We start from the raw sequence: 26525 nt of genomic DNA on the forward strand, positions 1-26525 counted from the left end.
GCCGGCGAGCTGGGTGTTGCCAGCCTTGACGATGCCGAGGTTGTCGGAGGTCAGCTGGGTGCCCTGGACGTCGAGCTTGGTCTGGTTCTTGCCGGTCTTCTCGTTGAAGACGACAGAGAGACGGTCACCTGCGAGCAGGTTGATGCCGTTGAAGCCGGCATCCTTGGCGAGATCGTCGATCTTGGCGCGCAGGTCGTTGTACTGGTCGATCAGGTTCGAGCGCACCGCCGAGGTGATGCCCGACGAGGTGAGGCCGGCGCCCGTACGATCCGCGGCGGCGAAGCCGACGGCCGTGTTGGCGCCACCGGTCTGAGCGTCGGTGATCGCGGCGGTGCCGCTCGCCGCCGCAGAACCGATACCGACCTGCAGAGCGTCGGAGCCGGTGCCCTTGACGTTGAGCTGGCCCTTCTCGTCGACGAAGGCGGTCGCGATGCCCGACTTGTTGATCTCGTTGACGAGGTCGCGGACCGTCGCGTTGCTGCCGTCGAACGAGGCCTCATAGGTCGTCGAACCAGCGACGATCGAGATGCCGATGTTGACGTTGGCGGTGGTCAGGCCGACGTTGCCCGAGCTCGACGCCGTGGCAGCATTGTTCGCGGCGCTGGCATCGTCATCGAGCAATTTCTTGTCGAGGGCGATGTCCTTCAGGCTCTTGCTGGTGAGGGCGACTTCAGCCGCGTTGGCCAGAGCCGTGCCGGCCTTGGTCGGGCGGTTCTGAGCCGCGTCGGCCTGGGCCTGCTTCACGGTCGACTGCAGCGAACCGACGAGCTTGGTGATGCCGTCGATGCCCTTGGAGGCGGCCTGGATGGTCTGGATGCCGTTCGAGATGCCGTCGAGCAGGCCGGTGAGCTGGCTTGAGCGATCGTTCAGCGAGGCGGCGGTGAAGAAGTTGACCGGGCTGTCGATCGCGGAGTTGACCTTCTTGCCGGTAGCAAGACGGTTCTGGATCTGCGCGGACTGGGCGGCGGTCGATTGCAGCGTCGCAAGGTTATTGCGGACGCCAGCAGAGAGAGAAACGGCCATTTTATAATACCTTCCTGGTATGGTGCCTTCTGGCGTCGAGACCGTTCTGGCCGCGACCGAGGCAGGATGCGGCCGATTTCGTAACGAGCGGTGAATCCGGAGCGGCGAATTGCCCGCAATTTGGGCGAAGTTGCGAACTAGTTAACAAGTGTTAAATACTGTCGTGGCCAGGCTTTTGCGATCGGATCTGGCTTGACTAACGAAAAGCGCCGCCGGCGAATACCAGCGGCGTCGAATGATGAGTGAGGTCGATAAGCCTAGGCGAGGCGCTCGACCTCGTGATTGCGAGGAGCTTCCGCCTCACGATTACGCTCGATGATCTCGCGCGACCAGATGCGCAGCTTCAGCAGCGTCTCGTCAGGGAGCTGCTCGACAACTTCGCCGGTATCGCGGTTGGTCTTACGCAGTATGACGCTGCGCGTCTTCGGCTCGATATCGAGGCGCCGCTCGATCACGTCGCGCAACTCCTGCTGGCGGCGCTGCTCATCGAAGCGGCGTTGCTGGGCGGTATCGTCCTGCGCGCTCTGCTGGCGCTGCGCGTCGGAGCGGCGCTCCTCGGCACGGGCCCGGATGTCGAGCTGGACCGGTTCGCCAGCGGGGACCGAACGGACGGTCTTCTCCGGGGGGAGCTCGAGCGGGGTTGCGCCGTTCTGGACGGAAATGTCGGTGCGGATCGTTGCCTGGACGGCACCGGTCGCGAACGTCTTTGGTGTCGCGCCGAAATCCATTCTGGACTCCTCTCGCAAGGGCGGACTTCTTCCAAGCCTGAGAGGATGCGGCAGAGAGTTGAATCCGCCGTTAGAGAAATTGGTAAATTGCAATGCGTTTTGCGCATTTCCCGCGCCTAGACAGCGTTAATGCTGCTTAGGTCGAGTCTCGGTTCAGATTAACCATGCAGTCTTTCGCCTGCGGTGAATTCCTGATCTGGACATGCCGCAAGTGCTCGGATGTTTCTTCTTGCGGGTGCCCATCTCACAGACTCTTCGAAATCACCATCGGGCCGGCATTGGGCCGCGCGAAGACTCCGGCGCCGACGGTCGCGGTCGGGCCGTAGCCGGGCGCCCTGTTCTGCTTGTTGGTGTCGACGGCCAGGTCGCGCATGATCGATTCCGAGATCGCCCGGGCCGTCGCCAGCACGGTCTGATTGAGGTCGATCAGCTCCTGGAAGGCGAGATGGGCGCTCTTCAGGCGCTTGACCCGCTCCGGGGCGAAGCGGGCCAGCGCCACCGCGTTCAGTTTCACCTGCTCGACGCCCTTCATATAGACGCCGGCGAGCTCGGCCTTGCGCGCCTCGCGCTCCATCGCATCCTTGAGGCGTCCGGCCTTGACCAGCCCGGTTTCCTCGCCGACGACATGGGAGAGCGCGCTCAGCGTCTCCATCACGGCCTCGATCAGGCGTTCGGCCTCGATGGCGTTCGAGACGCGCGGGCGTTCGTCGACGACGCGCATCCGCTCAAGCATTGCCGGCTCCCGCCGACGTGGCAGCGGACTTGCCGGCCGAAGCCTGGACCTGGATCAGGTCGCGCATGATCTGGTCGGAGAGGCCGACGCCGCCGGACTTCTGGATCTGCTTGGCGTATTCCTGCGTCAGCATCGACCGCCAGACGTCGCCGCCCGTGCCGTTCTCGCCGAGCGGGCCTTCGGTGCCGCTCGAGCTCATCATGGTCTGGGTGAAGTTCTCGAGGAAGACGGTCTCGAAATCGTCGGCGGTCTTCTTCGCCTTGGTGTTCTGCGTGGAGCTGAGCGCGTCGGCGATGCCGCCGGCCAGCTTGGTGGCGGCGCCGATGGCGAGCTTGGCGGCAGGAGCGGCGAGGAGGGCACTCATCACATCACCTCGATGTCGGCTTGCAGCGCGCCGGCTGCCTTGATGGCTTGCAGGATGGAGAGCAGGTCGCGCGGGCCGATGCCGAGCGCGTTCAGCCCGTCGACCAGTTCGCGCAAGGTGACGCTCTCCTTGACGAGGGCGAGCTTGTTGTTGCCTTCGGTGTCGACCTTGACGTTGCTGCGCGGGACGACGACGGTCCGGCCGTTGGAGAGCTCGTTGGGCTGGCTGACCTGCGGTTCCTCCGAGATCGTCACCGTCAGGTTGCCCTGGGCGACGGCCACGGTGGAGACGCGGACATCCTTGCCCATCACGATGATGCCGGAGCGCTCGTCGATGACGACGCGGGCACCCTGATCGGGCTCGACCCGAAGCTGCTCGATATCGGTGAGCAGGCGGATCATGTTGCCCTGGAAGCGCGGCGGGATCTGCAGCACCACGGTGGACGGGTCGGTCGGCTCGGCCGAGTCGCCGCCGATGAAGTCGTTGATCGCGGCGGCGATGCGGCGGGCGGTGGTGAGGTCGGGATTGCGCAGCGACAGGCGCAGTGTCTTCAGCTTGTTCAGGGCGAAGTCGATCTCGCGCTCGACCAAGCCGCCATTGGCGATGCGCCCGACGGTCGGGACGCCGCGAGTGATCTTGGCGGCATCCGCCTCGGCCGAGAAGCCGGCGATCGCGACCGGGCCCTGCGAGACCGCATAGACCTCGCCATCGGCGCCGAGCAGCGGGGTCGCGAGCAGCGTGCCGCCCTGCAGCGATTTGGCGTCGCCCAGCGCCGAAACGGTGACGTCGAGGCGCGTGCCCTGGACGGCGAAAGGCGGCAGATTGGCGGTGATCATCACCGCCGCGACATTGGCGGTGCGCATGCTGGCGCCGCGGGTGTTGACGCCGAGGCGCTCCAGCATCGCCTGCAGCGACTGCTTGGTGAAAGGCGCGTTGTTGAGCGTATCGCCGGTGCCGTTGAGGCCGACGACGATGCCGTAGCCGAGGATCTGGTTGCTGCGCACGCCCTCGACCGAGGCGAGGTCCTTGATGCGCGATAGCGCGGTGCCCATGCCGCCGCTGCCGGCGAAGGCGGTGCGCGAGACGCCGGCCTCGGCCGCGCCGTTGCGCGTCGGAGCGTGGCTGCTGACGCCATTGCCGCCACGAGCCAAAGGCGGCGCCGGAGCAAGATCGGCCGCCATCGCGGCGCCGGCCAGCAGCAAGGCTGCGAGCGGCGTCAGCAGATGATGGAGGCGGAGGAAGCTAGGCATATGGCACCGGGTGAATCTGATGTCGCCAAGCCGTTGCGAAGAGCGTGCCAATTCGGGAGAAAGCGAAAACGCTTTTTAATCAGTATTTTAGAGATGGGACGTCAGATTGCTCATGGCGTGGCGGCTGGTGCAAAGCTGCCGCCCCCGGCAAATCCTGCCGGGCGGTTTACCGCTCCTTAACCACGTTGCCGGCACAAGAAAGCGGGTCGGGCAGCGTCCCTGCAGCGCCTTTTCGGGCCGACCTTGCGAGAGCGTGATGATCCGCATCGACCAGCGCAGTCCGATCTCCTCGACGACGTCGACCAGTCGCAGCGGCACGACCGGCGGCTCGAGCTTCCGCCTGCCGGCCCGCGAGAGCGCCGGCGCGGCACAGGGCGCGGCCGTCAGCCATGCCGGTTCGCTCGACGGTTTGCTCGCGGTTCAGGCCGAGGAGGACGGGCAGGAGCGCAAGCGGCGCCAGGCCCGCCGCGGCCATGACTTGCTCGACGGGTTGGACCGGCTGAAGGCCGCCCTGCTCTCCGGGCGCGTCGCGCCGGCGGAGCTGGAGCGGCTGAAGGCGATGCTGTCGGCGCGGCGCGAGGCGACCGACGATCCCCGGCTCGACGAGGTCCTCGCCCATATCGAATTGCGCGCGGCGGTCGAACTCGCGAAGCTCGGGCGCTGAGCGAGGGGCATCCCCTTCTTTCGCAAGGGGAGAGGGGAGGCGCGCTTCAATCGGCGACCCCGTGTTCGAATGAACGGCGAGCCAAATCAGCGGATGAACTGATCGGCGTACTCCGCCCCGAGGCCGTTGGTGGCGTAGTGCGCCCGGCATTTGTCGAGCCGGGTGAAGACGTCGTCATAGCCGAGGCATTTGCCGTCCGGATCGACATAGATCATCGCGCCGTTGACCTGGAACATGGTGATCATCTCCTCGACATCGGGATCGACCACCAGCGTATGGGTCTCGCCGGGCGCCTCGTAGACATAGGAGCCCTCCGTCGCGGTCCAGTCATGCTCGAGATAGCGCCACTTTCCCCGCAGCACATAACCATGGACGGGCTGGGGGTGGCGATGGCGCGAGAGCACGCCGGCGCGGCGCACGCGCAGCAGGTTCATCCAGTAGCCACGCGTCACCGATAAGCACAAAGGCCGGAACCAGACATTGTCGTCGACCGGCACCCAGACGCGCTCATCCTCCGGGATGACGTTCGGCACGATCAGCTCCGGCGGGGAATCCTTCGGCTGCGGGTGCCGATAGGGCGTCCAGCGTTCCTCGGTGCTGACTTGGACGGGGACCGGGCTGACCTTGTTCATCGCTGTTTCCTCCGGTTGAGTTTCTGATTCAGCTGGCTGGGCGATCGATTCAGGAAACGCTGCCAGATCGTTGATCTTTGTCACGTCTTTCAGACGGCGAGATAGCCGCCGTCGACCGGCAGAATCGTGCCGGTGATGAAGCGGGCGGCATCCGAGAGCAGGAACAGCACCGCCCCGCCGACATCGCCCGGCTCGCCCCAGCGGTTCATCGGGGTGCGCGAGAGGATCGGGGCGGAGCGGGCTGCGTCCTCGACGAGAGGCCTGGTCAGTTCGGTCGCGATCCAGCCGGGCGCGACCGCGTTGACGCGGATACCGTCCTGCGCCCAGGCGGCGGCGAGCGACTTGGTCAACTGGCCGACGCCGCCCTTCGAGGCGGAATAGCCCGGCGCATAGGCCGAGCCATGGAAGGTCAGCATCGAAGCGGTGTTGACGATCGCGCCTTTGCTCGCGGCAAGCTTGTTTTTCGCCGCCAGGCACATGCGCATCGAGCCGGTGAGATTGACCTCGAGGGTCAGCCGGAAGGCCTCGATCTCGAATTCCTTGCCGCCGCGCTGGATCATGCCGGCGCAGTTGACGAGGGCGTCGATACGCTCGCAGCCGGCGACGATCGCTGCGACCTGCGCATCGCTGGTGACGTCGAGGCGGGCATGACGGATCGCAGCATGGGTGGGCGTCGCCGCGACCTCCTCCTGCGTGAGACCGGTGGCGAGGACCTGGTAGCCGGCCTCGGCGAGTGCAAGCGCGGCGCCCGCGCCGATGCCGCGGGTGCCGCCGGTGACGAGGGCGAGGGGAGAGGAGGAGCTTGTCATGGCTCCAATCTAAATCGGTTCGCAACATTGCCAACTGCGTTGCAGGGCGGGGCGCCCTGCGTCGGGGCGCGGGGGACATCGGTCACGCCCCCGCGGTTGCCCAAAAGGCCGGCTTCCCCCTGGCAGCGGAACCCGCTAGGAAGCGCGCGGGCTGGTAGTGGCGCTCAGCTGCTGCCTGCAATCGTTCCAGACTGACCAGAGCAGGGGTCGCATCACATGAGCAAGATCAAGGTCGCCAACCCGGTCGTCGACATGGACGGCGACGAGATGACCCGCATCATCTGGCAGCACATCAAGGACAAGCTGATATTCCCCTATCTCGACCTCGAGCTCGATTATTTCGACCTTTCGGTCCAGAACCGTGACGCGACCGACGACCAGGTCACGATCGACGCCGCCAACGCCACCAAGAAGCATGGCGTCGCGGTCAAGTGCGCCACCATCACGCCGGATGAGGCGCGCGTGAAGGAGTTCAACCTCAAGTCGATGTGGAAGAGCCCGAACGGCACGATCCGCAACATCCTGGGCGGCGTGATCTTCCGCGAGCCGATCATCTGCAAGAACGTCCCGCGCCTGGTGCCCGGCTGGACCCAGCCGATCGTCATCGGCCGCCATGCCTATGGCGACCAGTACCGCGCGACCGATTTCAAGTTCCCCGGCAAGGGCACGCTCTCGATCAAGTTCGTCGGCGAGGACGGCAACGTCATCGAGAAGGAGGTCTTCAAGGCCCCCGACGCCGGTGTCGCGATGGCGATGTACAATCTCGACGACTCGATCCGCGATTTCGCCCGGGCGTCGCTGAACTACGGCCTGATGCGCAAGTATCCGGTCTATCTCTCGACCAAGAACACCATCCTCAAGACCTATGACGGGCGCTTCAAGGACATCTTCCAGGAGATCTTCGACGCCGAGTTCAAGGCGGAGTTCGACAAGCTCGGCATCACCTATGAGCACCGCCTGATCGACGACATGGTGGCGTCGGCGATGAAGTGGTCGGGCGGCTATGTTTGGGCCTGCAAGAACTACGATGGCGACGTTCAGTCCGACACGGTGGCGCAGGGCTTCGGCTCGCTCGGCCTGATGACCTCGGTGCTGATGACGCCGGATGGCAAGACCGTCGAGGCCGAGGCCGCCCACGGCACGGTGACCCGCCACTACCGCGAGCACCAGAAGGGCAAGGAGACCTCGACCAACTCGATCGCCTCGATCTTCGCCTGGACCCGTGGTCTCGCCCACCGCGCCAAGCTCGACGACAATGCCGAACTCGCCAAGTTCGCGACCCTGCTCGAGAAGGTCACGGTCGACACCGTCGAGGCCGGCGACATGACCAAGGACCTGGCGCTGCTGGTCGGTCCCGACCAGAAGTTCCTCTCGACCACCGGCTTCCTCGACAAGGTCAGCGACAACCTGCGCAAGGCGATGGCGGCGTAAGCGGCGTCGAGCCTGCCGACGATTCGAAGCCCGGCCAGTCTGGCCGGGCTTTTTCTCGTGGAGTGGAAGGCGTGAATGTCCGGGCAAGCAAGTCACGCCTAGGGGTGGAAGCTGACGCCAGCAATTGACTTCGACTTACGGCTGAGATTGTGGTTACTGGGAGTTCGAGCCGGTAATAGGTGGCCAATCTTGAACTTTGAGTACCGCGAGGCAGAGCGTCTGCAGGCGCTGGCGAACTACGATATGCTCGATACGCCGCGTGAGCGGGACTTCGACGAGATTGCGAGCCTGGCCTCCCGCATTTGCCAAACTCCCATAGCCGTGGTGAACCTCATCGCGGAAGATCGGCAGTTCTTCAAAGCAGAGGTCGGCCTTGGGGTTCGCGAAACGCCCCTCGACAATTCCTTCTGTGCAAAGGCGATCCTGGAGCAGGACTTCCTGCTCGTCCCGGATGCGACCAAAGACGCACGCTTCGATTGTAACCCTCTCGTCACCGGGGAACCCGGCCTGCGCTTTTATGCGGGTGCGCTGTTGAAGACCGAGGAAGGTCACGCAATCGGGACAGTCTGCGTCCTGGACTATCAGCCCCGCGTTCTCACAGAGCTCCAGCAGGACACGCTGAAAGTCCTGGCTAGACAGGTCATGCGGCAGTTGGAACTCCGTAGGGTCTTGCGCGACCGCGACAATGCCCAGCGCCAGCAGACCTTGCTCAACGCAGAAATCTCTCACCGCATGAAGAATACGTTGGCGATGGTGCAGGCCATCGCCACCCAGACACTCAAGGGCGTGGCCGAGCGCGATGCCGTCGCTGCATTTATCCAACGTATCTCGGCCATGGGCACGGCCCATGACCAACTTCTGCAGCAGGACTGGGCGGCTGCCTCCCTGATCAATGTTATTCGGCCGATGCTTAAATTACATGGCGACGGCGGTCGCATCCGAACCACAGGCCCGGACATCGAGCTTGGCCAGAAGGCGACCGTCTCCATCTCGTTATTGCTCCACGAGTTGGCGACGAATGCCGTCAAGTACGGCGCTCTGTCCGTACCGGCAGGCAAAGTCGATCTCACATGGAAAATCGAGACCGGTGCCGAGCCGTTCATCAGGTTGACTTGGGAAGAATTCGGTGGCCCCAGAGTCGCCGAGCCTGAAAGGACGAGCTTCGGCTCTCGCCTCATTCAGATGGGTCTCGTGGGCAAGGGTGGGGTCGAAAAGCAGTACCTGCCGAGCGGCCTGCTTGCCACATTCGAGGCGACGATATCGGATGTACGAGAACTCTGAAGATGTCGCTCCGCCGCGTTCAGCAGGTCGGCGCTCCCGTTAGCGGAATGTCGGAAGTCGATCGGAAGCAGACATGACAGGAACGACATCCCCCCTCACCGGCGGCTGCCAGTGCGGCGCGGTGCGCTACCGGCTGCTGAAGCCGCCGCACAAGGTTTCAGTCTGTTTCTGCCGAATGTGCCAGAAGGCGGTCGGCAATTATTTCGGCGCCTTCGCCTCCTCGCGCATCGAGAACGTCGTCTGGACGCGCGGGACGCCTTCGGTCTTCCGCTCGTCGGAGGTGGCCGAGCGCGGCTTCTGCAGGGAGTGCGGCACGCCGCTGAGCTTCAGCTATCCGGCCGCTGGCACGCTTGCGCTCGCGGTCGGCAGTCTCGACGATGCCACCGCCTTTTCCCCGACCCACGCTTATGGCGTCGAGGGCAGGGCCCCCTGGTTCGACGCGTTATGCCGCCTGGAGGGCACACGGACCGAGGACGACATCCCGGCGGATGAGCTGCCGGGTTATCGCTCGCGCCAGCATCCCGATCATGACTGAGCGCTACTCGACCAAAAGCTCGCGCCGCGCCAGCACGCGCGAGCCGGTGAGGGGCGCGTCCATCACATAGCGCAGCTCATAAGCCCCGGGCTCGGCCGGCGCCTCCAGCGTGCTCTCGACATTCTCGGCCGGGAAGAAATTCGGCCCCTGCGCCTCGGGCGGTGCATCCGGCTTGACCAGCACGACGCGGTCGCGGTCGCCATTGGGGCCGATGCCGCGCACGGGCAGCGGATTGCCGCGCGCGACGCGGGCAGGGGCGGCGAGCGTTGCAGCCGGCTCGGTCGTCACCAGCGGCTGGCGCAGCAGGACGACCGGCTTGCCGTCGCTTTCACCGAGCAGGCGCCATTCGAAGCTGCCGACCTCGCCCGGCGCCGGCAGCGACAGCGCCGGGACCTGGCCGAGCGGAGAGGCGACGATCGCCGCATCCGGAGGATCGCCCGGCCGGCTGATGGCGAGGCGGGCATTGGCCGGGGCGCGGCTGACGAACACCGTCGCCATGGCGCCGGCCATCAGCGTGCGCGGCGCCGAGAGATTCGGGCTTTGCGGCGGGCGCTGCTGCGGCCGCTGCTGCTGGGCCATGGCAGGGCTGCCTGCGCAGAGGAGCAAAGCGAGGATCGTGCGGCGGGTCGGCATCATGCTGCTGCAAGTCGATGGAGATGGGCGGCAAGTTCCGGGTGACGCAGCATGAGCAGACGAAAATCGGCAGGATCAAGGACGAGCAGCTTGGTCGCGACCGTGGCATGCGCCGCGATGCCGCCCTCTGCAGCCGCGAGCTCGGTCAGGCAGAGCTCGCCGAAATAGCAGCCTTCGTCGAGCCGGCGGCTGCCATCGGGTTCGACGAGCTCGACCTCGCCGCTGGCGACGAAATAGAGCGAGTGCGCCGGCTCGTGCGGGCGCAGCACGACGCCGCCACCGCGCACGGTCCGGGCGCGCAATGCGTTCATGATCTCGGCGATCTCGGCGGCGTCGAGCCCGCTGAAGAGCGGCACGCGCGCCAGCATGCTCCAGGTGACGACGAACTCACGCCGGTGGATCTCCTGGGCGAAGGCGGTGGCGATGATGCCGACCGGCAGCGCCAGCATGACGAGGCCCATCACGGCGGTCAGCGACGCGATGACCTTGCCGAGCGGGCTGACCGGGAAGGCATCGCCATAGCCGACGGTGGTCAGCGTCACGATCGCCCACCACATCGCATCGGGGATGGTGCCGAACTTGTCCGGCTGCACGTCGTGCTCGACGAAATGCATCGCGGTCGCCGATAGCAGCATCACGCCGATCAGGATCACGACGCAGGCGGCGAGCGCCTTGCGCTCGGCATGCAGCGCCGCGCCGAGGGAAGCCATGCCGGGCGAATAGCGGCCGAGCTTGAAGAAGCGCAGCAGCCGGAACAGCAGCAGGATCTTGAGATCGCCATAGCCGAGCAGGGCGGCATAGAGCGGCACGGTGGCGAGGAAGTCGAGCAGGGCCGGCGGTGACAGCGCATAGGCGCGCCGCGCCGCCCAGTCGCTCAGCCCGCGGTAGCGTGCATGCTCGGGTGCGACCCAGAGCCGGACCCCATATTCGAGCGTGAACAGCACGGTCGAGACCAACTCGATCCCATGGAACAGCCGTTCATGGGCGGTAGCGAAGCGCGGCACCGATTCCAGCACCAGCGCCGTGATGTTGACGACGATCAGCGCCACCAGCCCGCCATGGACGAGCCGCGCCGAGAGATCGTCGCCCGCGCCCCGGTCGATGACCAGATGCGCCCGCCGCCGCCAGCTCATGCCAGGCTGCGGGGCGGCGGACATTGTCGTTCAGCCCATCGCGGCGGCGACGGCTTCGAGCGCAGCTTCAGCCTGCGTGCCGTCCGGGCCGCCAGCCTGGGCCATGTCGCGGCGTCCGCCACCGCCCTTGCCGCCGAGGCGTTCGGAGGCCGCGCGCACCAGCGCGACCGCGTCGAAGCGCCCGGTCAGATCGGGCGTGACGCCGACGACGACGCCGGCCTTGCCGTCCTCGGCGACCCCGACGATGGCGACGACGCCGGAGCCGACGCGGGCCTTGGCCTCGTCGGCCAGGCTCTTCAGGTCCTTCATCTCGACGCCGGTGACGGCGCGGGCCAGGAGCTTGGCACCGGCGATCTCGCGGATCGGATCGCTGGCTTCGCCGCCGCCGCCCATGGCGAGCTTCTTGCGGGCTTCGCTCAGCTCACGCTCGAGCTTGCGGCGCTCCTCGACCAGGGTCGCGACGCGCGCCGGCAATTCGGCGATCGGCGCCTTCAGCAGGCCGGCCATCTCGTCGAGCGCGACGCTCTCTTCGCGCAGATGGCGACGGGCCGCCTCGCCGGTGAGCGCTTCGAGCCGGCGCACGCCGGCCGCGACGCCGGCCTCGGACAGGACGGTGACGAGGCCGATATCGCCGGTGCGGCTGGCATGGGTGCCGCCGCAGAGCTCGACCGAGAAGGCCTTCGGCGTCTCGGCATCGCGATCGGTGCCCATCGACACGACACGAACCTCGTCGCCGTACTTCTCGCCGAACAGAGCGCGCGCGCCTGAAGCAATGGCGTCGTCGACCGACATCAGCTTGGTGGTGATCGGCTCGTTCTGCAGCACGAGCCTGTTCGCCATCTCCTCGACTTTTGCCAGCTCCTCGCGCGAGATCGGCTTGGGGTGGCTGAAGTCGAAGCGCAGCCGTTCCGGCGCAACCTGCGAGCCCTTCTGCGCGACATGGTCGCCGAGCACGCGACGCAGCGCCTCGTGCAACAGATGGGTGGCCGAATGGTTGGCGCGGATGGTGCCGCGCCGGCCATGGTCGACCGTCAGCTCGGCCGGCTTGCCGAGCTCGATCGCGCCGGAGACGACCCTGACCTGATGGGCGAAGACGTCGCCGAGCTTCTTCTGAACGTCCAGCACCTGCGCCTTGAAGCCGTTGCCGGTGATCGTGCCGGTATCGCCGACCTGCCCGCCGGACTCGCCATAGAACGGCGTCTGATTGAGGATGACGATGCCGCTCTCGCCTTCTTTCAGCGTCGCGACCTCGGCATTGTCCTTGACCAGCGCGGTGACGACGCCCTCGGCGCTCTCGGTGTCGTAGCCGAGGAACTCGGTCGCGCCGACGCGCTCGCGCAGCGGGAACCAGAGCGTCTCGGTCGCGGCCTCGCCGGTGCCGGCCCAGGCGGCGCGCGCCTTGGCCTTCTGCTGCGCCATCGCCGCATCGAAGCCCTCGATGTCGACGCCGACGCCGCGGGCGCGCAGCGCATCCTGGGTCAGGTCGAGCGGGAAGCCATAGGTGTCGTAGAGGGTGAAGGCGATGTCGCCCTTCAGCTTGTCGCCGGAGCCCAGTGCCTGCGTTTCCTGGTCGAGGATGGAGAGGCCGCGCGCCAGCGTGGTGCGGAAGCGGGTTTCCTCCAGCTTCAGCGTCTCCGAAATCAGCGCCTCGGCTCGGATCAGCTCGGGATAGGCCTGGCCCATCTCGCGCACCAGCGCCGGCACCAATTTGTGCATCAGCGGGTCCTTGGCGCCGAGCAGCTGCGCATGGCGCATGCCGCGTCGCATGATCCGGCGCAGCACATAGCCGCGGCCCTCATTAGAGGGCAGCACGCCATCGGCGATCAGGAAGGCGGAGCAGCGCAGATGGTCGGCGATGACGCGATGGCTCGCGCTCATCGGCCCGTCGGAGGGGACGTTGGTCAGATCGGCGATGGTGCGGATCAGCGTGGCGAAGAGGTCGATCGCATAGTTGTCATGCGTGCCCTGGAGCACGGCGGCGATGCGCTCGAGGCCCATGCCGGTGTCGATCGACGGGCGGGGCAGGTTGGTGCGAATACCGCCCGCGGCCTCCTCATACTGCATGAACACGAGGTTCCAGATCTCGATGAAACGGTCGCCATCCTCGTCGGGCGAGCCCGGAGGGCCGCCGGGGATGTGGTCGCCATGATCGTAGAAGATCTCGGAGCATGGGCCGCAGGGGCCGACATCGCCCATGCGCCAGAAATTGTCGGAGGTCGCGATGCGGATGATGCGCGAATCCGGCAGGCCGGCGATCTTCTTCCAGAGCGTGTGCGCCTCGTCATCCTCGGAGTAGACCGTGACGGTCAGCTTGTCCTTGGGCAGGCCGAATTCGCGGGTGACCAGGGTCCAGGCATGGGTGATCGCCTGTTCCTTGAAATAGTCGCCGAAGGAAAAGTTGCCCAGCATCTCGAAGAAGGTGTGGTGGCGGGCGGTGTAGCCGACATTGTCGAGGTCGTTGTGCTTGCCGCCGGCGCGCACGCATTTCTGCGCCGTGGTGGCGCGCGCGTAGGGGCGCTTCTCCTGGCCGGTAAAGACGTTCTTGAACTGCACCATGCCGGAATTGGCGAACATCAAGGTCGGGTCGTTGCGCGGCACGAGCGGGCTCGACGGCACCACTTCATGACCGTTCGACTTGAAGTAATCGAGGAAGGTCGACCTGATCTCGTTGACGCCGCTCATCGCAATCTTGGCTCTGTTCTGGTGGGGCCGGCCGGCCCGGCGCAGTGGTTCTAGTCAGCCCATGTGCGCCTGTCCAGAAAGCGCCCGCAAGGACGCCATATCGGCAAGCTGCTGACCGCAAAACGGAAACGGGCGGCCCGAAGGCCGCCCGTCGACTTAACTATCCCAAGCGCGGGTTTGAAGGCTCAGGCTTCGCCCTCGTCGAGGTCCTCGGCAGTCGGATCGGCGTTCTCCAGGATACGCTCGGCGACCAGGCCGGAATTCTGACGGATCGTCGTCTCGATCTTGGCGGCGACGTCGGGATTGGCCTTGAGGAAGGTCTTGGCGTTTTCGCGACCCTGACCGAGGCGCTGGCTGTCGAAGGAGAACCAGGCGCCGGATTTCTCGACGATGCCGGCCTTGACGCCGAGATCGACCAGTTCGCCGGCCTTCGAGATGCCTTCGCCGAACATGATGTCGAACTCGACCTGCTTGAAGGGCGGCGCGACCTTGTTCTTGACGACCTTGACGCGGACCTGGTTGCCGGTCGCTTCGTCACGCTCCTTCAGCGTCGAGACGCGACGGATGTCGAGGCGGACCGAGGCGTAGAACTTGAGCGCATTGCCGCCGGTGGTCGTCTCGGGCGAGCCGTACATCACGCCGATCTTCATGCGGATCTGGTTGATGAAGATGACCATGCAGTTCGAGCGCGAGATCGAGGCGGTGAGCTTGCGCAGCGCCTGGCTCATCAGACGCGCCTGCAGGCCGGGCTGGTTGTCGCCCATCTCGCCCTCGATCTCGGCACGCGGCGTCAGTGCGGCCACCGAATCGACGACGAGCACATCGATCGCACCGGAGCGGACCAGCGTGTCGGTGATCTCGAGCGCCTGCTCGCCGGTGTCGGGCTGCGAGATCAGCAGGTCGTCGAGATTGACGCCGAGCTTGCGGGCATAGACCGGGTCGAGCGCGTGCTCGGCGTCGACGAAGGCGCAGACGCCGCCCTTCTTCTGGGCTTCGGCGATGGTGTGGAGCGCGAGCGTGGTCTTGCCGGAGGATTCAGGGCCGTAGATCTCGACGACGCGGCCGCGCGGCAGGCCGCCGACGCCGAGCGCGATGTCGAGCCCGAGCGAGCCGGTCGAGACCGTCTCGATCTCGATCGCCTGCTGGTTCTTGCCCAGGCGCATGATCGAGCCCTTGCCGAAAGCCCGTTCGATCTGCGAGAGCGCCGCATCGAGCGCCTTGGCCTTGTCCATCGAAGAGCCTTCCACGAGCCTGAGATTTGCCTGATTCACGACGTGCGCTCCTTATGGCAGGGGCGCGACCACATCTCAATCCGCGCCATGGGGATGACTATGGTCATGGTTTGTTCTCTCCCGCAAGTTCTTTTTTTGTTCTTGCTGCAGCGCGTCCCGGTTGTGCTCCGGCAGGATGATCGCGCCCGGCTCCCAGGGTATAAGGCGTCATGCGCAAGTCCCTGATCAAGCTCCTCCTGATCCCGCTCGACCTCGTGGTCGGGTTCGTCATTCTGGTCGACGAATTGCTGCGGCCGCTCTACCGGCCGCTGATCGCCTGGTTCGCCTCGCTCAGGCTGGTGGGGCGGCTGGAAGATGCGATCGGGCGGTTGCCGCCCTATGGCGCGCTGGTCGCGCTGGCGATCCCCTTCGCCATCGTCGAGCCGCTGAAGCTGCTCGGCCTCGTGTTCCTGGCGCGCGGGGCGCTCACGGCCGGCATTGTCACGACCGCGGTCGGCCATCTCGCCGGCTTCCTGCTGGTCGAGCGCGTCTACCATGCCGGGCGAGCGCAACTCCTCACCATTCCCTGGTTCGCGCGGATCATGGGCTGGATCGATGCCATCCGTCAGGCGGTGATCGGGCGGATCAAGGCCAGCGCTGCCTGGCGGCGGGCGGTCGAACTCGTACAGGTGGTGCGTGAGCGCTTGCGTGGGTTCAGGGGCTGGCTCGCCAGCCTGCGCGCCTGATGCGCTCAATGCTCCGGATCGGCCTGCCAGGCGGCGGCGAGCCGTTCCAGCTCCAGCGTGTAGCAATACAGCGCGAAGACGATGGCGAGCAGCAGGCCGGAGCGCCAGACCAGGCTGAAGCCGTCGCCGAGCTTGGTCAGCTCCGGCAGGTGACGCAGGAAATAGAGCGAGGCGAGCGCACCGCCGACGATCGCACCGAGGCGGGCGGCGAAAGCCAGCAGATGGCCGAGAGCCAGGCTGTGGAAGCCTGTGGGTACCGGCAGTCGGTACAGGCGGCTCCAATAGCAAAACTGACCCAGCAACGCCGCCACGCAGATCTGAATCAGGATGTCGGTCGGTAGCATCTGCTGCTCGCCGATATGCGCGACCAGCACGCGGAAGGCGATGTGGATGTGGAAGAGGATCACCAGCGCGCAGGCTGTCTGCACGATCAGCAACAGCGTGTAGGCGAGGACCGGCCTTTGCGTCATGCGGCTCACGATAGAGGGCCGTCAGGCGCCGATCAAACCGCCTGGCTTTGCGCCGTCGCAGCGAGCGAGGCGGCGGCGCGGCCAGCCGCCTCGACATAGGCGGGGTCGCGATGGACGAGCATGACCGAGAAGGCGCCGTCCATGAGCAATACGACCTGGCGGGCGAGTTCGTCGGGAGCGGCGGCGCCATGCTCGGCGCAGGCGGCGGCGAGCCAGCGCTCGAAGCCGGCCTTGTGGCGCGCGCCGATCCTGATCGCCGGATGGCCGGGCAGGTTGGCAAGCTCGGCGGCGGTGCGCAGGAAGCCGCAGCCCTTCCAGCGCGGATGGCGGGCGGAGCGTGCTAGGTTCTGGAAGATCGCCTCGATCTTCTGCGGCAGGCCCCCCTCGGCCTTGTCGAACCAGCCGGCCATCAGCTTGAGATTGGGCTGGTCGCGCGCCTCGAGATAGGCGGCGACGAGCTCGTCCTTGCTCTCGAAATGGTAGTAGAGCGTGCGCTTGGTGACGCCGGCCTTCTCAGCCACCGCATCGACGCTGACGGCGCGGATGCCCTCGCCGTAGAAGAGCTTGCTGGCGGCCTCGATGATGCGGGTGCGCGTCGGTTTGTCGGGTTCGGTCATGCCTCGATGTATACCGTACAGGTAGTATACATCGTCAAGCCGCGAGTGCAGCTTCGATCGGTCGAAACCGGAAGAAGGCCAAGGCCATGCCCGATAATGATCCCATCCTGATTCAACAGCGCGAGGCGATTGCGACGCTGACGCTGAACCGGCCCGAGAAGCTGAATGCGCTGAGCTACGGCTTGATCGACCGCCTGCTCGAGGTGCTCGATGCGATCGAGGTCGATCCTTCGGTCCGGGCGGTGATCCTGACCGGCGCGGGCGAGCGCGCCTTTTCGGCCGGCGGCGACATCCACGAATTCTCGCGGAGCGTCGCGGCCGGGCCGGAGCAGGCGGTGCGCGATTTCGTCCGCCGCGGGCAGAAGCTGACGGCGCGGCTGGAGGCCTTCGGCAAGCCGGTGATCGCGGCGGTGAACGGGCTCGCCTATGGCGGCGGCTGCGAGGTCACCGAGGCGGTGCCGCTCGCCATCGCCAGCGAGCGGGCGATGTTCGCCAAGCCGGAGATCAATCTCGGCATGCCGCCGACCTTCGGCGGGACACAGCGCCTGCCGCGCCTCGCCGGCCGCAAGCGCGCCATGGAGCTGCTGCTGACGGGCGATCCGTTCACGCCGCAGCGGGCGCTCGATATGGGGCTGATCAACGCGGTGGTGCCGCATGAGGAGCTGCTGCCGGCGGCGCAGGCGCTGGCGCAGCGCATCCTCAGGCATTCGTCCCTGGCTGCGGCGACCATCCTCACGGCGGTGACGCGCGGCATCAACGCCAGCATCGCCGAAGGGCTGCTGATCGAGAGCGAGCAGTTCGCCCGCATCGTGCCGACGGCCGATCTGCGCGAGGGGCTCGACGCCTGGATGGCGCGGCGCCAGCCGGTCTATTCCGGCGGCTGGTCGCAGGTCGCCAAGGCCGGGTGAGGGAGCGGGCATGAGCGACCATTCGAGCTTCAGCCGCGAGGCTTTCGCCGCCTTCCGCGCCGATGACCGGCCAGGGCCGGTGCAGATGCTGAACCTGATCCGGCTCAATGCCGAGGCGCAGTATCCGGACGGACCGCATGGCGGCGGCCGCGAGGCATTCGCGGCCTATGGCCGGATCAGTGCGCCGGTGCTGACCCGGCTCGGCGGGCGGATCATCTGGCGCGGCGGCTTCGAGCAGATGCTGATCGGCCCGCGGGGCGAGCGCTGGGACATCTGCTTCATCGCCGAATATCCCAGCGTCGAGGCCTTCGCGGCGATGTTCCGCGATCCGATCTATCGCGAGGCGATGATGCATCGGCAGGCGGCGGTGAAGGATTGCCGCCTGATCCGGCTGGCGGCGCGGGAGGCGGGGGTGACCTTCGCCGGATAGGGCAGGGTCGCTCAGCCATGCTTCAGGCGCCCGATCAGGCCGTGGATGTCGCCGAGCACGAAGAGGTCGCGCACCAGCCCGTCCTCGAAGGTGAAGGCCGGCGCGCCATGCCACCAGACATGGCGGCCGCTCGGCGGCACTCCGAACATCTCGCGGCGATGGAAGCCGTGGAAGCGCAAGCGCCCGAAGACGCGGTTGCCTTCCTCGACCATTGCCAGGATGTCCGAGGTGTACGCGCCGAGCGCGCCGGTGACCCAGTCGACATAACCCGCGAATTCGCGATGGCCGCGCAGGACCGGGCCGAGCGAGCCGCGAAAGGTGAAGTCCTCGTGGAAGATCCGCGGGATCAGCGACTTGTCGGCGTGGTCCCACATCTCCTTGTAGAAGACCCTGACGATCTCCTTCTGCGGCGAGAGCGTAACGCCGGCGAAGTCGAGGGCGGGCTCGTCGGGCGGCGCCTCGCGTCCCTGCGGCATCTCAGTCATGCTCGCCTCCCATGCCGCCGCAGGCCATCGCAGCCAGATTTGCGCACGCTCTGCCGAAGATGCGCCGAAGGGCACAGCAAATCTCGCACAGCGCCGTTGGCAAACTGCCCATACCGAGCGGGCTTCGGAGCACGATTTGAACGTCTGCGAGCCCTCATCCTGAGGAGCCATTCCCGGAGGAATGGCGTCTCGAAGGATGCTTCAGGAGGCTCCCGAATCATCTCAAGCATCCTTCGAGACGCCGCTGCGCGGCTCCTCAGGATGAGGGCTGAGTGTGAGACAGATCAGTTCGCTGACGGTACCGCGTGCTCACCCCGCCGCGTGGGGCGTTTCCGCCGGGGCGGGAACGGTCGATCTCTTGCCGCCCAGCCTGCGCGACAGTCCTTCCATGAACAGGAAGATCACCGGGGTGATAAACAGCGTCAGCACCTGCGAGACGATCAGCCCGCCGACGACGGCGAGGCCGAGCGGCTGGCGCAGTTCCGCGCTGGCGCCGGCGCCGATCGCGATCGGCAGGGCGCCGAGGATCGCCGCCAGCGTCGTCATGATGATCGGCCGGAAGCGGCGCAGGCAGGCTTCGCGGATCGCAGTGTCCGGCGGCTCGCCGGCGCGCTGCAGTTCGAGCGCGACGTCGATCATCATGATCGCGTTCTTCTTGACGATGCCGATCAGCATCAGGAGCCCGATCACGGCGATGACCGAGAGGTCGAGGCCGAAGAGCTTCAGCGTCAGCAGCGCGCCGAGCGCCGCCGCCGGCAGGCCGGTCAGGATGGTCAGCGGGTGGATGAAGCTCTCGTAGAGGATGCCGAGCACGATGTAGATCGTCAGCACCGCACCGGCGATCAACAGGCCCTGGTTGCCGAGCGACTGCTCGAAGGTCTTGGCGACGCCGGCGAAGCTGGTGCCGATCTGGGCGGGCAGGCCGAGTTCGGCCTTGATCGCGTCGATCCGCTGCACGGCCTCGCCGAGCGCGCGGCCGGCCGGCAAATTGAAGGAGAGGGTGACGGCCGGGAGCTGGCCGAGCTGGTTGACGGTGAGCGGGCCGGCCTTGCGCTCGATCCGGGCGAAGGTGCCCAGCGGGACGAGCGCGCCGGAGGAGGAGCGGAAGCGGACCTGGTCGAGCCGGTCGTTCGACCACTGGATGTCCGGATTGAATTCGATGATGACCTGGTAGCTGTCGCTGGTGGTGTAGATCGTCGAGATCTGGCGCACGCCGAAGCCGGAATAGAGGCTGGAGCGCAGCACGTCGGCGCTGATGCCGAGCGACTGCGCCTTGGCCCGGTCGACGACGAGGTTGGCGAGCAGGGCCTTGTTCTGCAGGTCGGTGGTGACGTCGACGAAGAGCGGGTCGTGCTGCAGCGCCTCCAGCATCTTCCCCGACCAGTCGGATAGAGCGGCCTGGTCGATCGACTGCATCACGAACTGGTACTGGCTCTTGGAGGAGCGCGCGCCGATGTTGAGGTTCTGCACCGGCGACATATAGGTCGCGATGCCGGGGATGGCGGCGAGCTGGCGACGCAGCTCCGCCAGCATCTGCTGCAGCGGCGGGCGCTGGTCTTTCGGTTTCAACTCGACGAAGAGCCGCCCGGCATTGAGGCTGCTCGACTGGCCGCTGGAGCCAATGGTCGAGGCGACATGGCTGACATAGGGCGAGCTGCGGAAGACCTCCTCGACCTTTTGTTGCAGCGCCGACATGGCGTCGAAGGAGATGTCCTGGCGCGCCTCGGTCGCGACCTGGAGCTGGCCGATATCCTCCTGCGGGAAAAAGCCCTTGGGGATGGTCACCACCAGCCAGGCGCTGGCGGCGACGCTGGCGAGGAAAATCATCAGGACGGTGCGCCGGTATGTCAGGCTGAGGTCGAGCCCGGCGCGATAGGCGCCGAGCACGGCGTCGAAGCCGCGTTCGAGGAAGGCGAGCCGATCCTTCTTTCCAGGCTCCGCATGGCCGGCTGCGCTGGCGCCGAGGCGTGCGCACATCATCGGCGTCAGCGTCAGCGAGACGAAGGCCGAGGCGAGGATGGCGACCGTGACGACGACGGCGAACTCGTTGAAGACGCGCCCGATCACGCCGCCCATCAGCAGCACCGGGATGAAGACGGCGACCAGCGAGAGCGAGATCGAGATGATGGTGAAGCCGATCTCGCTCGAACCCTTCAGCGCCGCGTCGAAGGCCGAGAGCCCATCCTCCTCCATGTGCCGAACGATGTTCTCCAGCATCACGATCGCATCGTCGACGACGAGGCCGACCGCGAGCGTCAGGCCGAGCAGCGAGATGTTGTCGATCGAGAAATCGAGCAGGTACATCGCCCCCAGCGTGGCGATCAGCGAAATCGGCACCGCCACCGCCGGGATCAGCGTCGCGGTGAAGCGGCGCAGGAACAGGAAGATCACCGCGACGACCAGCACGATCGTCAGCCCCAGCGTGAACTGCACGTCCTCGACCGCTTGGCGGATCGAGGCGGAGCGGTCGTTGAGCAGGCCGAGCGTCGTCGCCGGCGGCAGCAGCGACTGCATCTGGCCGATCGCCGTCTTGACCTTGTCGACGACATCGACCGTGTTGGCGTCAGGCTGGCGGAAGACGGCGACGACGAGGGCGCGCGAGCCGTCATACCAGCTGGCGAGCTGCAGGTTCTCGACGGAATCGATCACCTTGGCGACGTCGCCGAGCCGGACCGGGCGGCCATCGCGGGTGGCGATGATGATGTCGGCGAAATGGCCGGCGTCGGCGAGCTGGGTCTGCGCCTCCAGCGTCAATTGCTGCGGGCCGGACTGCATAGTGCCGACCGGGGTGTTGACGTTGGCGGCGGTGATCGCCGCCTGCAATTCGTTGATGCCGATGCCGCGGGCGGCGAGCGCGGTCGGATCGACCTGGATGCGCACCGCGTATTTCTGGCTGCCGAAGATCTGGACCTGCGCCACGCCCTCGACAGTGGAGAGGGTGGGGGAGAGCACCTGCTGGACGAAGGCATCGATCTTGGAGAGCGGGGTGACGTCGCTCTTCAGCGCCAGCAGCAGGATCGGGGCGTCGGCGGGATTGAACTTGCGGTAGCTCGGCGGCGTCGTCATGTCGACCGGGAGCTGGCGCTGGGTCCGGGCGATCGCCGCCTGGACGTCGGCCGCCGCCGCGTCGATATCGCGGTCGAGCGCGAACTGGATCGCGATCGAGGTATTACCGAGCGCGTTGGTGGTCGCGATCGAATCGATGCCGGCGATGGTGGCGAACTGCTTGATCAATGGCGTCGCCACCGAGGTCGCCATGATCTCGGGCGAGGCGCCGGGCAATTGCGCGGAGACGTTGACGACCGGGAACTCGGCGCGCGGCAGCGCCGCGACCGGCAGGGAGCGCCAGGCGAACAGGCCGCCGAGGATCAGCGCGCACGACATCAGGATCGTCGCGACGGGATGGCGGATGCAGAAAGCAGAGACCGACATGGCGCGCCCTCAGGGCTTGGCGGTTTGCGGGGCGGTCAGCCTGATCCTGGCGCCGGGAGAAAGCCGCGACTGGCCTTCGGTCACGACCTTCTCGTCCTGCGACAGGCCCGAGGCAATCGCGACGACGCCGTTCTCGTTGGAGGCGACCTTGACGGTCCTGGCCTCGACCGTGTCGTCGGCTTTGGCGACGTAGACGAACGGGCCCTTCTGCCCCTCCTGCAGCGCGACCGAGGGCACGGTGACGGAGCCCGGCAGCATGCCGAGCTGGACGACGACATCGACATATTGCCCCGGCCAGAGCCGATGCGGATCGTTCGCGAACAGCGCCTTGACGCTGACGGTGCCCGACGGGATGTCGACGGCGGAATCGATGAAGGAGAGGTCGCCGGTGGCGAGCTCCTCCCGCGTGCCGGAAGCGTAGGCGGTGACCTTCGCCGGCATCTGCGCCTTGGCCGCTTCCTGTAGCAAGGTCAGGTCGCGTTCCGGCAAAGTGAAGGTGACGCGGATCGGGGCGAGCTGCGTCACCGTCACGAGGTTGCTGCTGGCATCGTTGGCGCGCACCGCATTGCCGGGCGTCGCGGCGATGGCGCCGAGCCGGCCGGAGATCGGGGCGGTGATCGTGGTGTAGCCGAGCCGGACGCGGTCGAGCGCGAGCGTCGCTTCGTCCGCCTTGACGGCGGCGGTGGCGACGGCCTCGTCGGCGGTCGCCTGGTCGAGCGCCTGCTGCGTGCCGGCGCCCTTGTCGACCAGGCTTTTCTGGCGGGCGAGGTCGGCGCGTTTTTGCGCCACCGTCGCCTTGTCGCGCTCGACATTGGCTTCGTCGCGGGCGACCTGCGCCTTGAGCTCGCGATCGTCGAGGGTGAAGAGCAGGTCGCCCTGCTTGACCTCCTGGCCTTCCTTGACGTGCATATCGGCAATAATGCCGTCGAGGCGGGACTTGACCGCGACGATGGCGACCGGCTCGGCGAAGCCGATCGAGCGGCGCGTCACAGGAATGTCGGCGCGGCCCGCGAGCACGGTCGTGACCGGGCTCGCGATGGGGCCGGCGCGGCGCTCGGCATGGGCCTGCTCAGGGCCGTCCTGCGGCCTGATCACGCGCCACGCGGCAAAGACGGAGACAGCCACCAGAAGGGCTATGATCGCGTAACGTTTCATTGGTCACCACGGCGCAACGCTGTCCACGCGCTACTTTACCGCCTCCCGCCGCAGGGGGCCTGTCCGCCGCATGAACTCTTCGTAATGCTCGCGCGCCGGGGGGCGCGGCGGCTGGCCCGGCGCCTCGCAGCAGGGCAGCGCGTCGATGCCGGAGCAGGCGCCCGTTGATCATGCAGAATTCGTTGACCGGATAGTCGCCAATCCCGCGTAGCAGACGACGATTATTTAATCTGTCCGCGCTATCAGCTGCACAGTGATCGCTTGAGAAGGTTAGAGTGGATGGCTGCGCTGACTCCGGACGAATTCCGATCGTCTATCGATCTGGAAAAGCGCAAGTTTCACATGAAGTCCTATTTCGAGAGCAGCTTCTACCGGCAGTATCGCTCGGCAAACATGGCGCTGCGCACGCTCGGACGCAGTCCGCGCGTCCTGTCGCTGGGCGCCGGTGGCGCTTTCGTGGAGGAAATCGTCCAGAAGCATCTGGACGCCTCCGTCTTCGTCGTCGATTTCGCCGAGACCTTGGCGATCGAGAGCGATCTCTACGGGAATTTCGCGGGGATGTTCGCCGGCGACATCTCCGCGCCCGACTGGGTCTCGCCGCTTGAGTCAGTCGATGCGGTATTCTGGTTCGACAATATCGAGCATTTGCGCATCGACCCGACCAAGATCCTGCGCAAGCTGCGCTCGGCGCTGTCGGAGAACGGCCAGATCTTCATCACCACCGACAATTTCGCGCGGCTGCGGAACATCCTGAAGCTGATCTTCAACCGCTCGATCGTCGCCCTGCCGAAGGACCTGTTCGCAGAGGTCGATTTCGAGCACGAATACGTCCACCGGCGCGAATACACCCGGCCGGAGCTGGAAGCCTGCCTGCGCGAGGCCGGCCTGAAGCTGGCCGAGGTCGAGATGCTCTGGCAGAGCCCGTCGGAGAGCTTGAAGAAGCTGCCGTTCCGGAGCTTCGAATACCTGTTCCCGCGCTTCCGCCCGCATATGCTGATCCGGGCTCAGAAGGCCGAGCAGGACGTCCGATTGACGACGGGCTGACCGAATTCCACCGTGTCCTGCTCGCGTGGGTCCCATCTTTCATAGGTCTTGAAACCGGGCTTCAGCCGCCATTCCAACCTGACCGAGCAGGAGCCCTTGCCATCCGTGGTCAGCCAGATGGCAAAGGTGTGCGTGCGCTCGGCGGTGAGACGCACGAGCGTCCCTGCGTTCACGACCTTCCAGCGCCCCTTTACCCGTCCTTCGACGTCCTCGCCGAGAACGCCTTGCTGAGACAGCCCCGGTCGCCGTCGCCCGAGGCCATCGCCGCGAACTTGCTCCGCAACTTTCCCGTCCTTGCCGAGCGTGAGATAGATCGTCCGGACGATCTCGTTTGGCTCGCCATCGATCTCGGGCTCTGTCCACGCGAGATAAAGCTGGAACCGCGCCTCCTGAGCGAGGGCAGGACGAACTGCGCCCAACAGAACCAGGCAGGCGAACGTCACAAGCGCGACGTAGCGGCTCATAGAACCTCGCAGGTGGCTTGCTCAACCTTGGGCTGGCTGTATCGGATCGGGATGTCGCGGCGGCGGGCCCAGCCCTCATAAGCGGTGAAGCCGGACTTGAGCCGCCATTCGAGCGTGACCGAGCAGGAGCGTGTGCCGTCGGTCCGCAGCCAGATGGCGAAGGTGTGCGAGCGTTCCGCGACGAGGCGCAACAGCGTGTTCTCGTTGAGCACTTTCCAGCGCGCGCGAGCGTCGAGGTCGTCACCGAGCGCGCCCTCGCGAACACGCCCGCGTCCGCCGCGATTGCGATTGACTTCCTCCCTGACCGCACCGCCCCTTCCGAGGATGACCGTGAGCGTGCGGCTCGCCAGCCGGGTTCTTTGCTCCGGCGCGATCTCGGGCACCGTCCAGGCCAGCGAGAGCCGGAAACGGGCCTCCTGGGCGAGGGCAGGACAGGCAGCCCCGATGACGGCAAGGCAGGCCGTCGCGGCAAGGGCGAGATGCCGGCTCACAGCACGTCGCACCTTGCATTCGGCCAGCTCGGCTCGGTGAAGCGGACCGGCGGCTTACCCGGCTTCTTCGGACCCTCGTAGAGTGTGTGGCCGGGCTTCAGCCGCCACTCCAGGGTTGCGGTGCAGGACCGGTCGCCCTGGGTCCGCAACCAGATCGCGAAGGTGTGAGACGGGCGGGCCACCAGTCGCAGAAGCGTCGTTTCGTTGACGACCTTCCAGGCCTTGCGACGCGAGGCGCCGTCGCCTTCGCCGAGATCATTTTCCGTCTGCGTGACGGTCGAGCCCGCCCAGCCGTTTCCGACCCATGCCTCGAGCCGCTCCTCGACCTTTCCGTTGTCGCGCAGCGTCACGGTATAGCTGCGCCGGCTGAGCACCGAGCGCGTGCGCGGTTCGACATAGTTGGTGATCCAGGTCACCGTGATCCGAAAGCTCGCCTCTTTCGCCGAGACCCCCGACGGCCAGAGCAGTAGCGGCCCGAGCAGCCCGATGAAGGCGGCGCCGCGCAGGGTTGCCGAACCGGCCGAGATGACATGTCGAGTTAGCCTCACAGCACCTCGCACGAGGTTTTCAGGTCTGTCGGCTGCGAGAACAGCATCTTCGTTGCGCGCTTGGGGGCCCATGTCTCGTAGAGGCTGAAGCCGGGCTTGAGGCGCCATTCTGCCGAGACAGTGCAGGAGCGGCCACCATCGGTACGCAGCCAGATCGCATAGGTATGGGAGGGCCTGGCGGTGACGCGCAACAGGGTATGCTCGTTGAGGACCGTCCACTGCGTCGCAAAGCGGCCCTTCATGTCCTCGCCGAGCTCGGTCGCGCGCGAGGCGTGGCGGACCTGGCCGGCGCGCTGTCCATACTGCCGCGTGAACTCCTCGCTCACGCTCCCGCCGCCGCGAAGCGTCACCAGATAGGTGCTCGACGTCGGCCGCGAACGCTTCGTCGGTTCGACCTCGTGCTGGATCCACGAAATGGTCGCGCGGAACCGGACGTCCTGCGCCTGCGCGGCCGATGTCGCCAGCAGCGCCGCGCATGCGGTCGTCAGAGGTCCGAGTGCGCGGCCGCGTCTGGCCCCGGCGCGCCTCGCCCGCGCGCTCATTCGCAGAAGGACTGGCCGTTGAAGTTGAAGCAGCGCCCGCGCGCGGCGGGGGCGGGCGCACGGGCCGGAGCGGGCGGGCGCGCG

At 66.5% G+C, this 26525-nt stretch carries 28 protein-coding genes; 8 read left to right on the forward strand and 20 right to left on the reverse strand.

Annotation, left to right across the window (positions count from 1 at the left end):
* From CXY91_RS03710 to CXY91_RS03730, 5 genes are all read right to left on the reverse strand, one after another.
* Positions 1-1023: flagellin N-terminal helical domain-containing protein (locus CXY91_RS03710; RefSeq protein ID WP_248307338.1), on the reverse strand; the 1023-nt coding region annotated here is incomplete at its 3' end.
* A 257-nt stretch (positions 1024-1280) separates the two neighbouring features.
* Positions 1281-1751, reverse strand: coding sequence for a hypothetical protein (locus CXY91_RS03715; protein ID WP_100959336.1), 471 nt, complete (start codon positions 1749-1751; stop codon positions 1281-1283).
* A 244-nt stretch (positions 1752-1995) separates the two neighbouring features.
* On the reverse strand, positions 1996-2484 hold the full coding sequence (locus tag CXY91_RS03720; RefSeq protein ID WP_091840793.1) for a hypothetical protein: 489 nt from the start codon (positions 2482-2484) through the stop codon (positions 1996-1998).
* Positions 2477-2848 (reverse strand): rod-binding protein, encoded by a 372-nt coding sequence (locus CXY91_RS03725; protein ID WP_091840796.1) that lies wholly within the window; start codon positions 2846-2848, stop codon positions 2477-2479. The genes CXY91_RS03720 and CXY91_RS03725 overlap by 8 nt, the downstream gene beginning before the upstream one ends.
* Positions 2848-4029 carry a flagellar basal body P-ring protein FlgI gene (locus tag CXY91_RS03730; RefSeq protein ID WP_425285472.1) on the reverse strand — a complete coding sequence of 394 codons (1182 nt, stop codon included), beginning with the start codon at positions 4027-4029 and terminating at the stop codon, positions 2848-2850. The genes CXY91_RS03725 and CXY91_RS03730 overlap by 1 nt, the downstream gene beginning before the upstream one ends.
* A 325-nt stretch (positions 4030-4354) precedes the next feature.
* On the opposite strand from CXY91_RS03730, the gene CXY91_RS03735 reads away from it, so the two are divergent.
* Positions 4355-4762, forward strand: a complete 408-nt coding sequence (locus CXY91_RS03735) for a flagellar assembly protein FliX (protein ID WP_100959337.1) — start codon at positions 4355-4357, stop codon at positions 4760-4762.
* Positions 4763-4848: 86 nt separating this feature from the next.
* On the opposite strand, the gene CXY91_RS03740 is transcribed toward CXY91_RS03735, so the two are convergent.
* Both CXY91_RS03740 and CXY91_RS03745 read right to left on the reverse strand, forming a co-directional pair.
* Positions 4849-5394 (reverse strand): 2,4'-dihydroxyacetophenone dioxygenase family protein, encoded by a 546-nt coding sequence (locus tag CXY91_RS03740; RefSeq protein ID WP_091840801.1) that lies wholly within the window; start codon positions 5392-5394, stop codon positions 4849-4851.
* Positions 5395-5483: 89 nt separating this feature from the next.
* The gene (locus tag CXY91_RS03745) at positions 5484-6203 is read right to left on the reverse strand and encodes an SDR family NAD(P)-dependent oxidoreductase (RefSeq protein ID WP_100959338.1); all 720 of its coding nucleotides are present in this window, start codon (positions 6201-6203) and stop codon (positions 5484-5486) included.
* 216 nt (positions 6204-6419) lie between these two features.
* On the opposite strand from CXY91_RS03745, the gene CXY91_RS03750 reads away from it, so the two are divergent.
* The 3 genes from CXY91_RS03750 to CXY91_RS03760 all read left to right on the forward strand — a co-directional run bounded on the left by CXY91_RS03750 (position 6420) and on the right by CXY91_RS03760 (position 9450).
* The gene (locus tag CXY91_RS03750; RefSeq protein WP_091840806.1) at positions 6420-7634 is read left to right on the forward strand and encodes an NADP-dependent isocitrate dehydrogenase; all 1215 of its coding nucleotides are present in this window, start codon (positions 6420-6422) and stop codon (positions 7632-7634) included.
* Positions 7635-7823: 189 nt separating this feature from the next.
* A complete protein-coding gene (locus tag CXY91_RS03755; RefSeq protein WP_248307339.1) occupies positions 7824-8915 on the forward strand; it encodes a sensor histidine kinase in 1092 nt (363 codons plus the stop codon).
* Positions 8916-8988: 73 nt separating this feature from the next.
* Positions 8989-9450, forward strand: a complete 462-nt coding sequence (locus CXY91_RS03760; RefSeq protein ID WP_100959339.1) for a GFA family protein — start codon at positions 8989-8991, stop codon at positions 9448-9450.
* A gap of 3 nt (positions 9451-9453) precedes the next feature.
* Here CXY91_RS03760 and CXY91_RS03765 read toward each other — a convergent pair whose 3' ends face one another.
* The 4 genes from CXY91_RS03765 to recA all read right to left on the reverse strand — a co-directional run bounded on the left by CXY91_RS03765 (position 9454) and on the right by recA (position 15169).
* Positions 9454-10029: a hypothetical protein gene (locus CXY91_RS03765; RefSeq protein WP_158673254.1), complete on the reverse strand. Its 576-nt coding sequence runs from the start codon at positions 10027-10029 to the stop codon at positions 9454-9456.
* A 53-nt stretch (positions 10030-10082) separates the two neighbouring features.
* A complete protein-coding gene (locus CXY91_RS03770; protein WP_100959372.1) occupies positions 10083-11216 on the reverse strand; it encodes a cyclic nucleotide-gated ion channel in 1134 nt (377 codons plus the stop codon).
* Between the two features lie 30 nt (positions 11217-11246).
* Entirely contained in the window at positions 11247-13898 is a 2652-nt protein-coding gene (gene alaS / locus CXY91_RS03775) for an alanine--tRNA ligase (protein WP_100959341.1), read from the reverse strand.
* Between the two features lie 185 nt (positions 13899-14083).
* Entirely contained in the window at positions 14084-15169 is a 1086-nt protein-coding gene (gene recA / locus CXY91_RS03780) for a recombinase RecA (RefSeq protein ID WP_091840815.1), read from the reverse strand.
* A gap of 170 nt (positions 15170-15339) precedes the next feature.
* Here recA and CXY91_RS03785 point away from each other — a divergent pair, with 170 nt between their 5' ends.
* Positions 15340-15855, forward strand: a complete 516-nt coding sequence (locus tag CXY91_RS03785) for a hypothetical protein (protein WP_100959342.1) — start codon at positions 15340-15342, stop codon at positions 15853-15855.
* Positions 15856-15860: 5 nt separating this feature from the next.
* Here CXY91_RS03785 and CXY91_RS03790 read toward each other — a convergent pair whose 3' ends face one another.
* Both CXY91_RS03790 and CXY91_RS03795 read right to left on the reverse strand, forming a co-directional pair.
* Positions 15861-16325 carry a hypothetical protein gene (locus CXY91_RS03790; RefSeq protein WP_100959343.1) on the reverse strand — a complete coding sequence of 155 codons (465 nt, stop codon included), beginning with the start codon at positions 16323-16325 and terminating at the stop codon, positions 15861-15863.
* A gap of 32 nt (positions 16326-16357) precedes the next feature.
* Complete coding sequence (locus CXY91_RS03795) at positions 16358-16942, reverse strand: TetR/AcrR family transcriptional regulator (RefSeq protein ID WP_100959344.1); 585 nt, start codon at positions 16940-16942, stop codon at positions 16358-16360.
* An 86-nt stretch (positions 16943-17028) separates the two neighbouring features.
* Here CXY91_RS03795 and CXY91_RS03800 point away from each other — a divergent pair, with 86 nt between their 5' ends.
* Both CXY91_RS03800 and CXY91_RS03805 read left to right on the forward strand, forming a co-directional pair.
* The gene (locus tag CXY91_RS03800; RefSeq protein ID WP_100959345.1) at positions 17029-17850 is read left to right on the forward strand and encodes a crotonase/enoyl-CoA hydratase family protein; all 822 of its coding nucleotides are present in this window, start codon (positions 17029-17031) and stop codon (positions 17848-17850) included.
* 10 nt (positions 17851-17860) lie between these two features.
* Complete coding sequence (locus CXY91_RS03805) at positions 17861-18280, forward strand: DUF1330 domain-containing protein (RefSeq protein WP_091840824.1); 420 nt, start codon at positions 17861-17863, stop codon at positions 18278-18280.
* A gap of 11 nt (positions 18281-18291) precedes the next feature.
* Here the strand turns inward: CXY91_RS03805 and CXY91_RS03810 are convergent, their stop codons facing one another.
* The 3 genes from CXY91_RS03810 to CXY91_RS03820 all read right to left on the reverse strand — a co-directional run bounded on the left by CXY91_RS03810 (position 18292) and on the right by CXY91_RS03820 (position 23352).
* Positions 18292-18765: an ester cyclase gene (locus tag CXY91_RS03810; protein WP_248307340.1), complete on the reverse strand. Its 474-nt coding sequence runs from the start codon at positions 18763-18765 to the stop codon at positions 18292-18294.
* A gap of 309 nt (positions 18766-19074) precedes the next feature.
* Complete coding sequence (locus CXY91_RS03815) at positions 19075-22197, reverse strand: efflux RND transporter permease subunit (RefSeq protein ID WP_100959346.1); 3123 nt, start codon at positions 22195-22197, stop codon at positions 19075-19077.
* Positions 22198-22206: 9 nt separating this feature from the next.
* On the reverse strand, positions 22207-23352 hold the full coding sequence (locus CXY91_RS03820) for an efflux RND transporter periplasmic adaptor subunit (protein WP_100959347.1): 1146 nt from the start codon (positions 23350-23352) through the stop codon (positions 22207-22209).
* 279 nt (positions 23353-23631) lie between these two features.
* Here CXY91_RS03820 and CXY91_RS03825 point away from each other — a divergent pair, with 279 nt between their 5' ends.
* Positions 23632-24396: a class I SAM-dependent methyltransferase gene (locus tag CXY91_RS03825; protein WP_100959348.1), complete on the forward strand. Its 765-nt coding sequence runs from the start codon at positions 23632-23634 to the stop codon at positions 24394-24396.
* Here CXY91_RS03825 and CXY91_RS03830 read toward each other — a convergent pair.
* The 4 genes from CXY91_RS03830 to CXY91_RS30705 form a co-directional block, all read right to left on the reverse strand.
* Positions 24357-24860, reverse strand: a complete 504-nt coding sequence (locus tag CXY91_RS03830) for a hypothetical protein (RefSeq protein WP_100959349.1) — start codon at positions 24858-24860, stop codon at positions 24357-24359. The two genes, CXY91_RS03825 and CXY91_RS03830, sit on opposite strands and share 40 nt — an antisense overlap.
* Positions 24857-25351 carry a hypothetical protein gene (locus CXY91_RS03835; RefSeq protein WP_100959350.1) on the reverse strand — a complete coding sequence of 165 codons (495 nt, stop codon included), beginning with the start codon at positions 25349-25351 and terminating at the stop codon, positions 24857-24859. Before CXY91_RS03835 ends, CXY91_RS03830 begins: the two co-directional genes overlap by 4 nt.
* Complete coding sequence (locus CXY91_RS03840) at positions 25348-25899, reverse strand: hypothetical protein (RefSeq protein WP_100959351.1); 552 nt, start codon at positions 25897-25899, stop codon at positions 25348-25350. Before CXY91_RS03840 ends, CXY91_RS03835 begins: the two co-directional genes overlap by 4 nt.
* Positions 25896-26525: hypothetical protein (locus CXY91_RS30705; RefSeq protein ID WP_210202591.1), on the reverse strand; the 630-nt coding region annotated here is incomplete at its 5' end. The genes CXY91_RS30705 and CXY91_RS03840, both read right to left, overlap by 4 nt.

Origin of the sequence: Allobosea sp. FBZP-16, assembly GCF_002831785.1 — a bacterium.
Lineage (GTDB): Bacteria > Pseudomonadota > Alphaproteobacteria > Rhizobiales > Beijerinckiaceae > Allobosea > Allobosea lupini.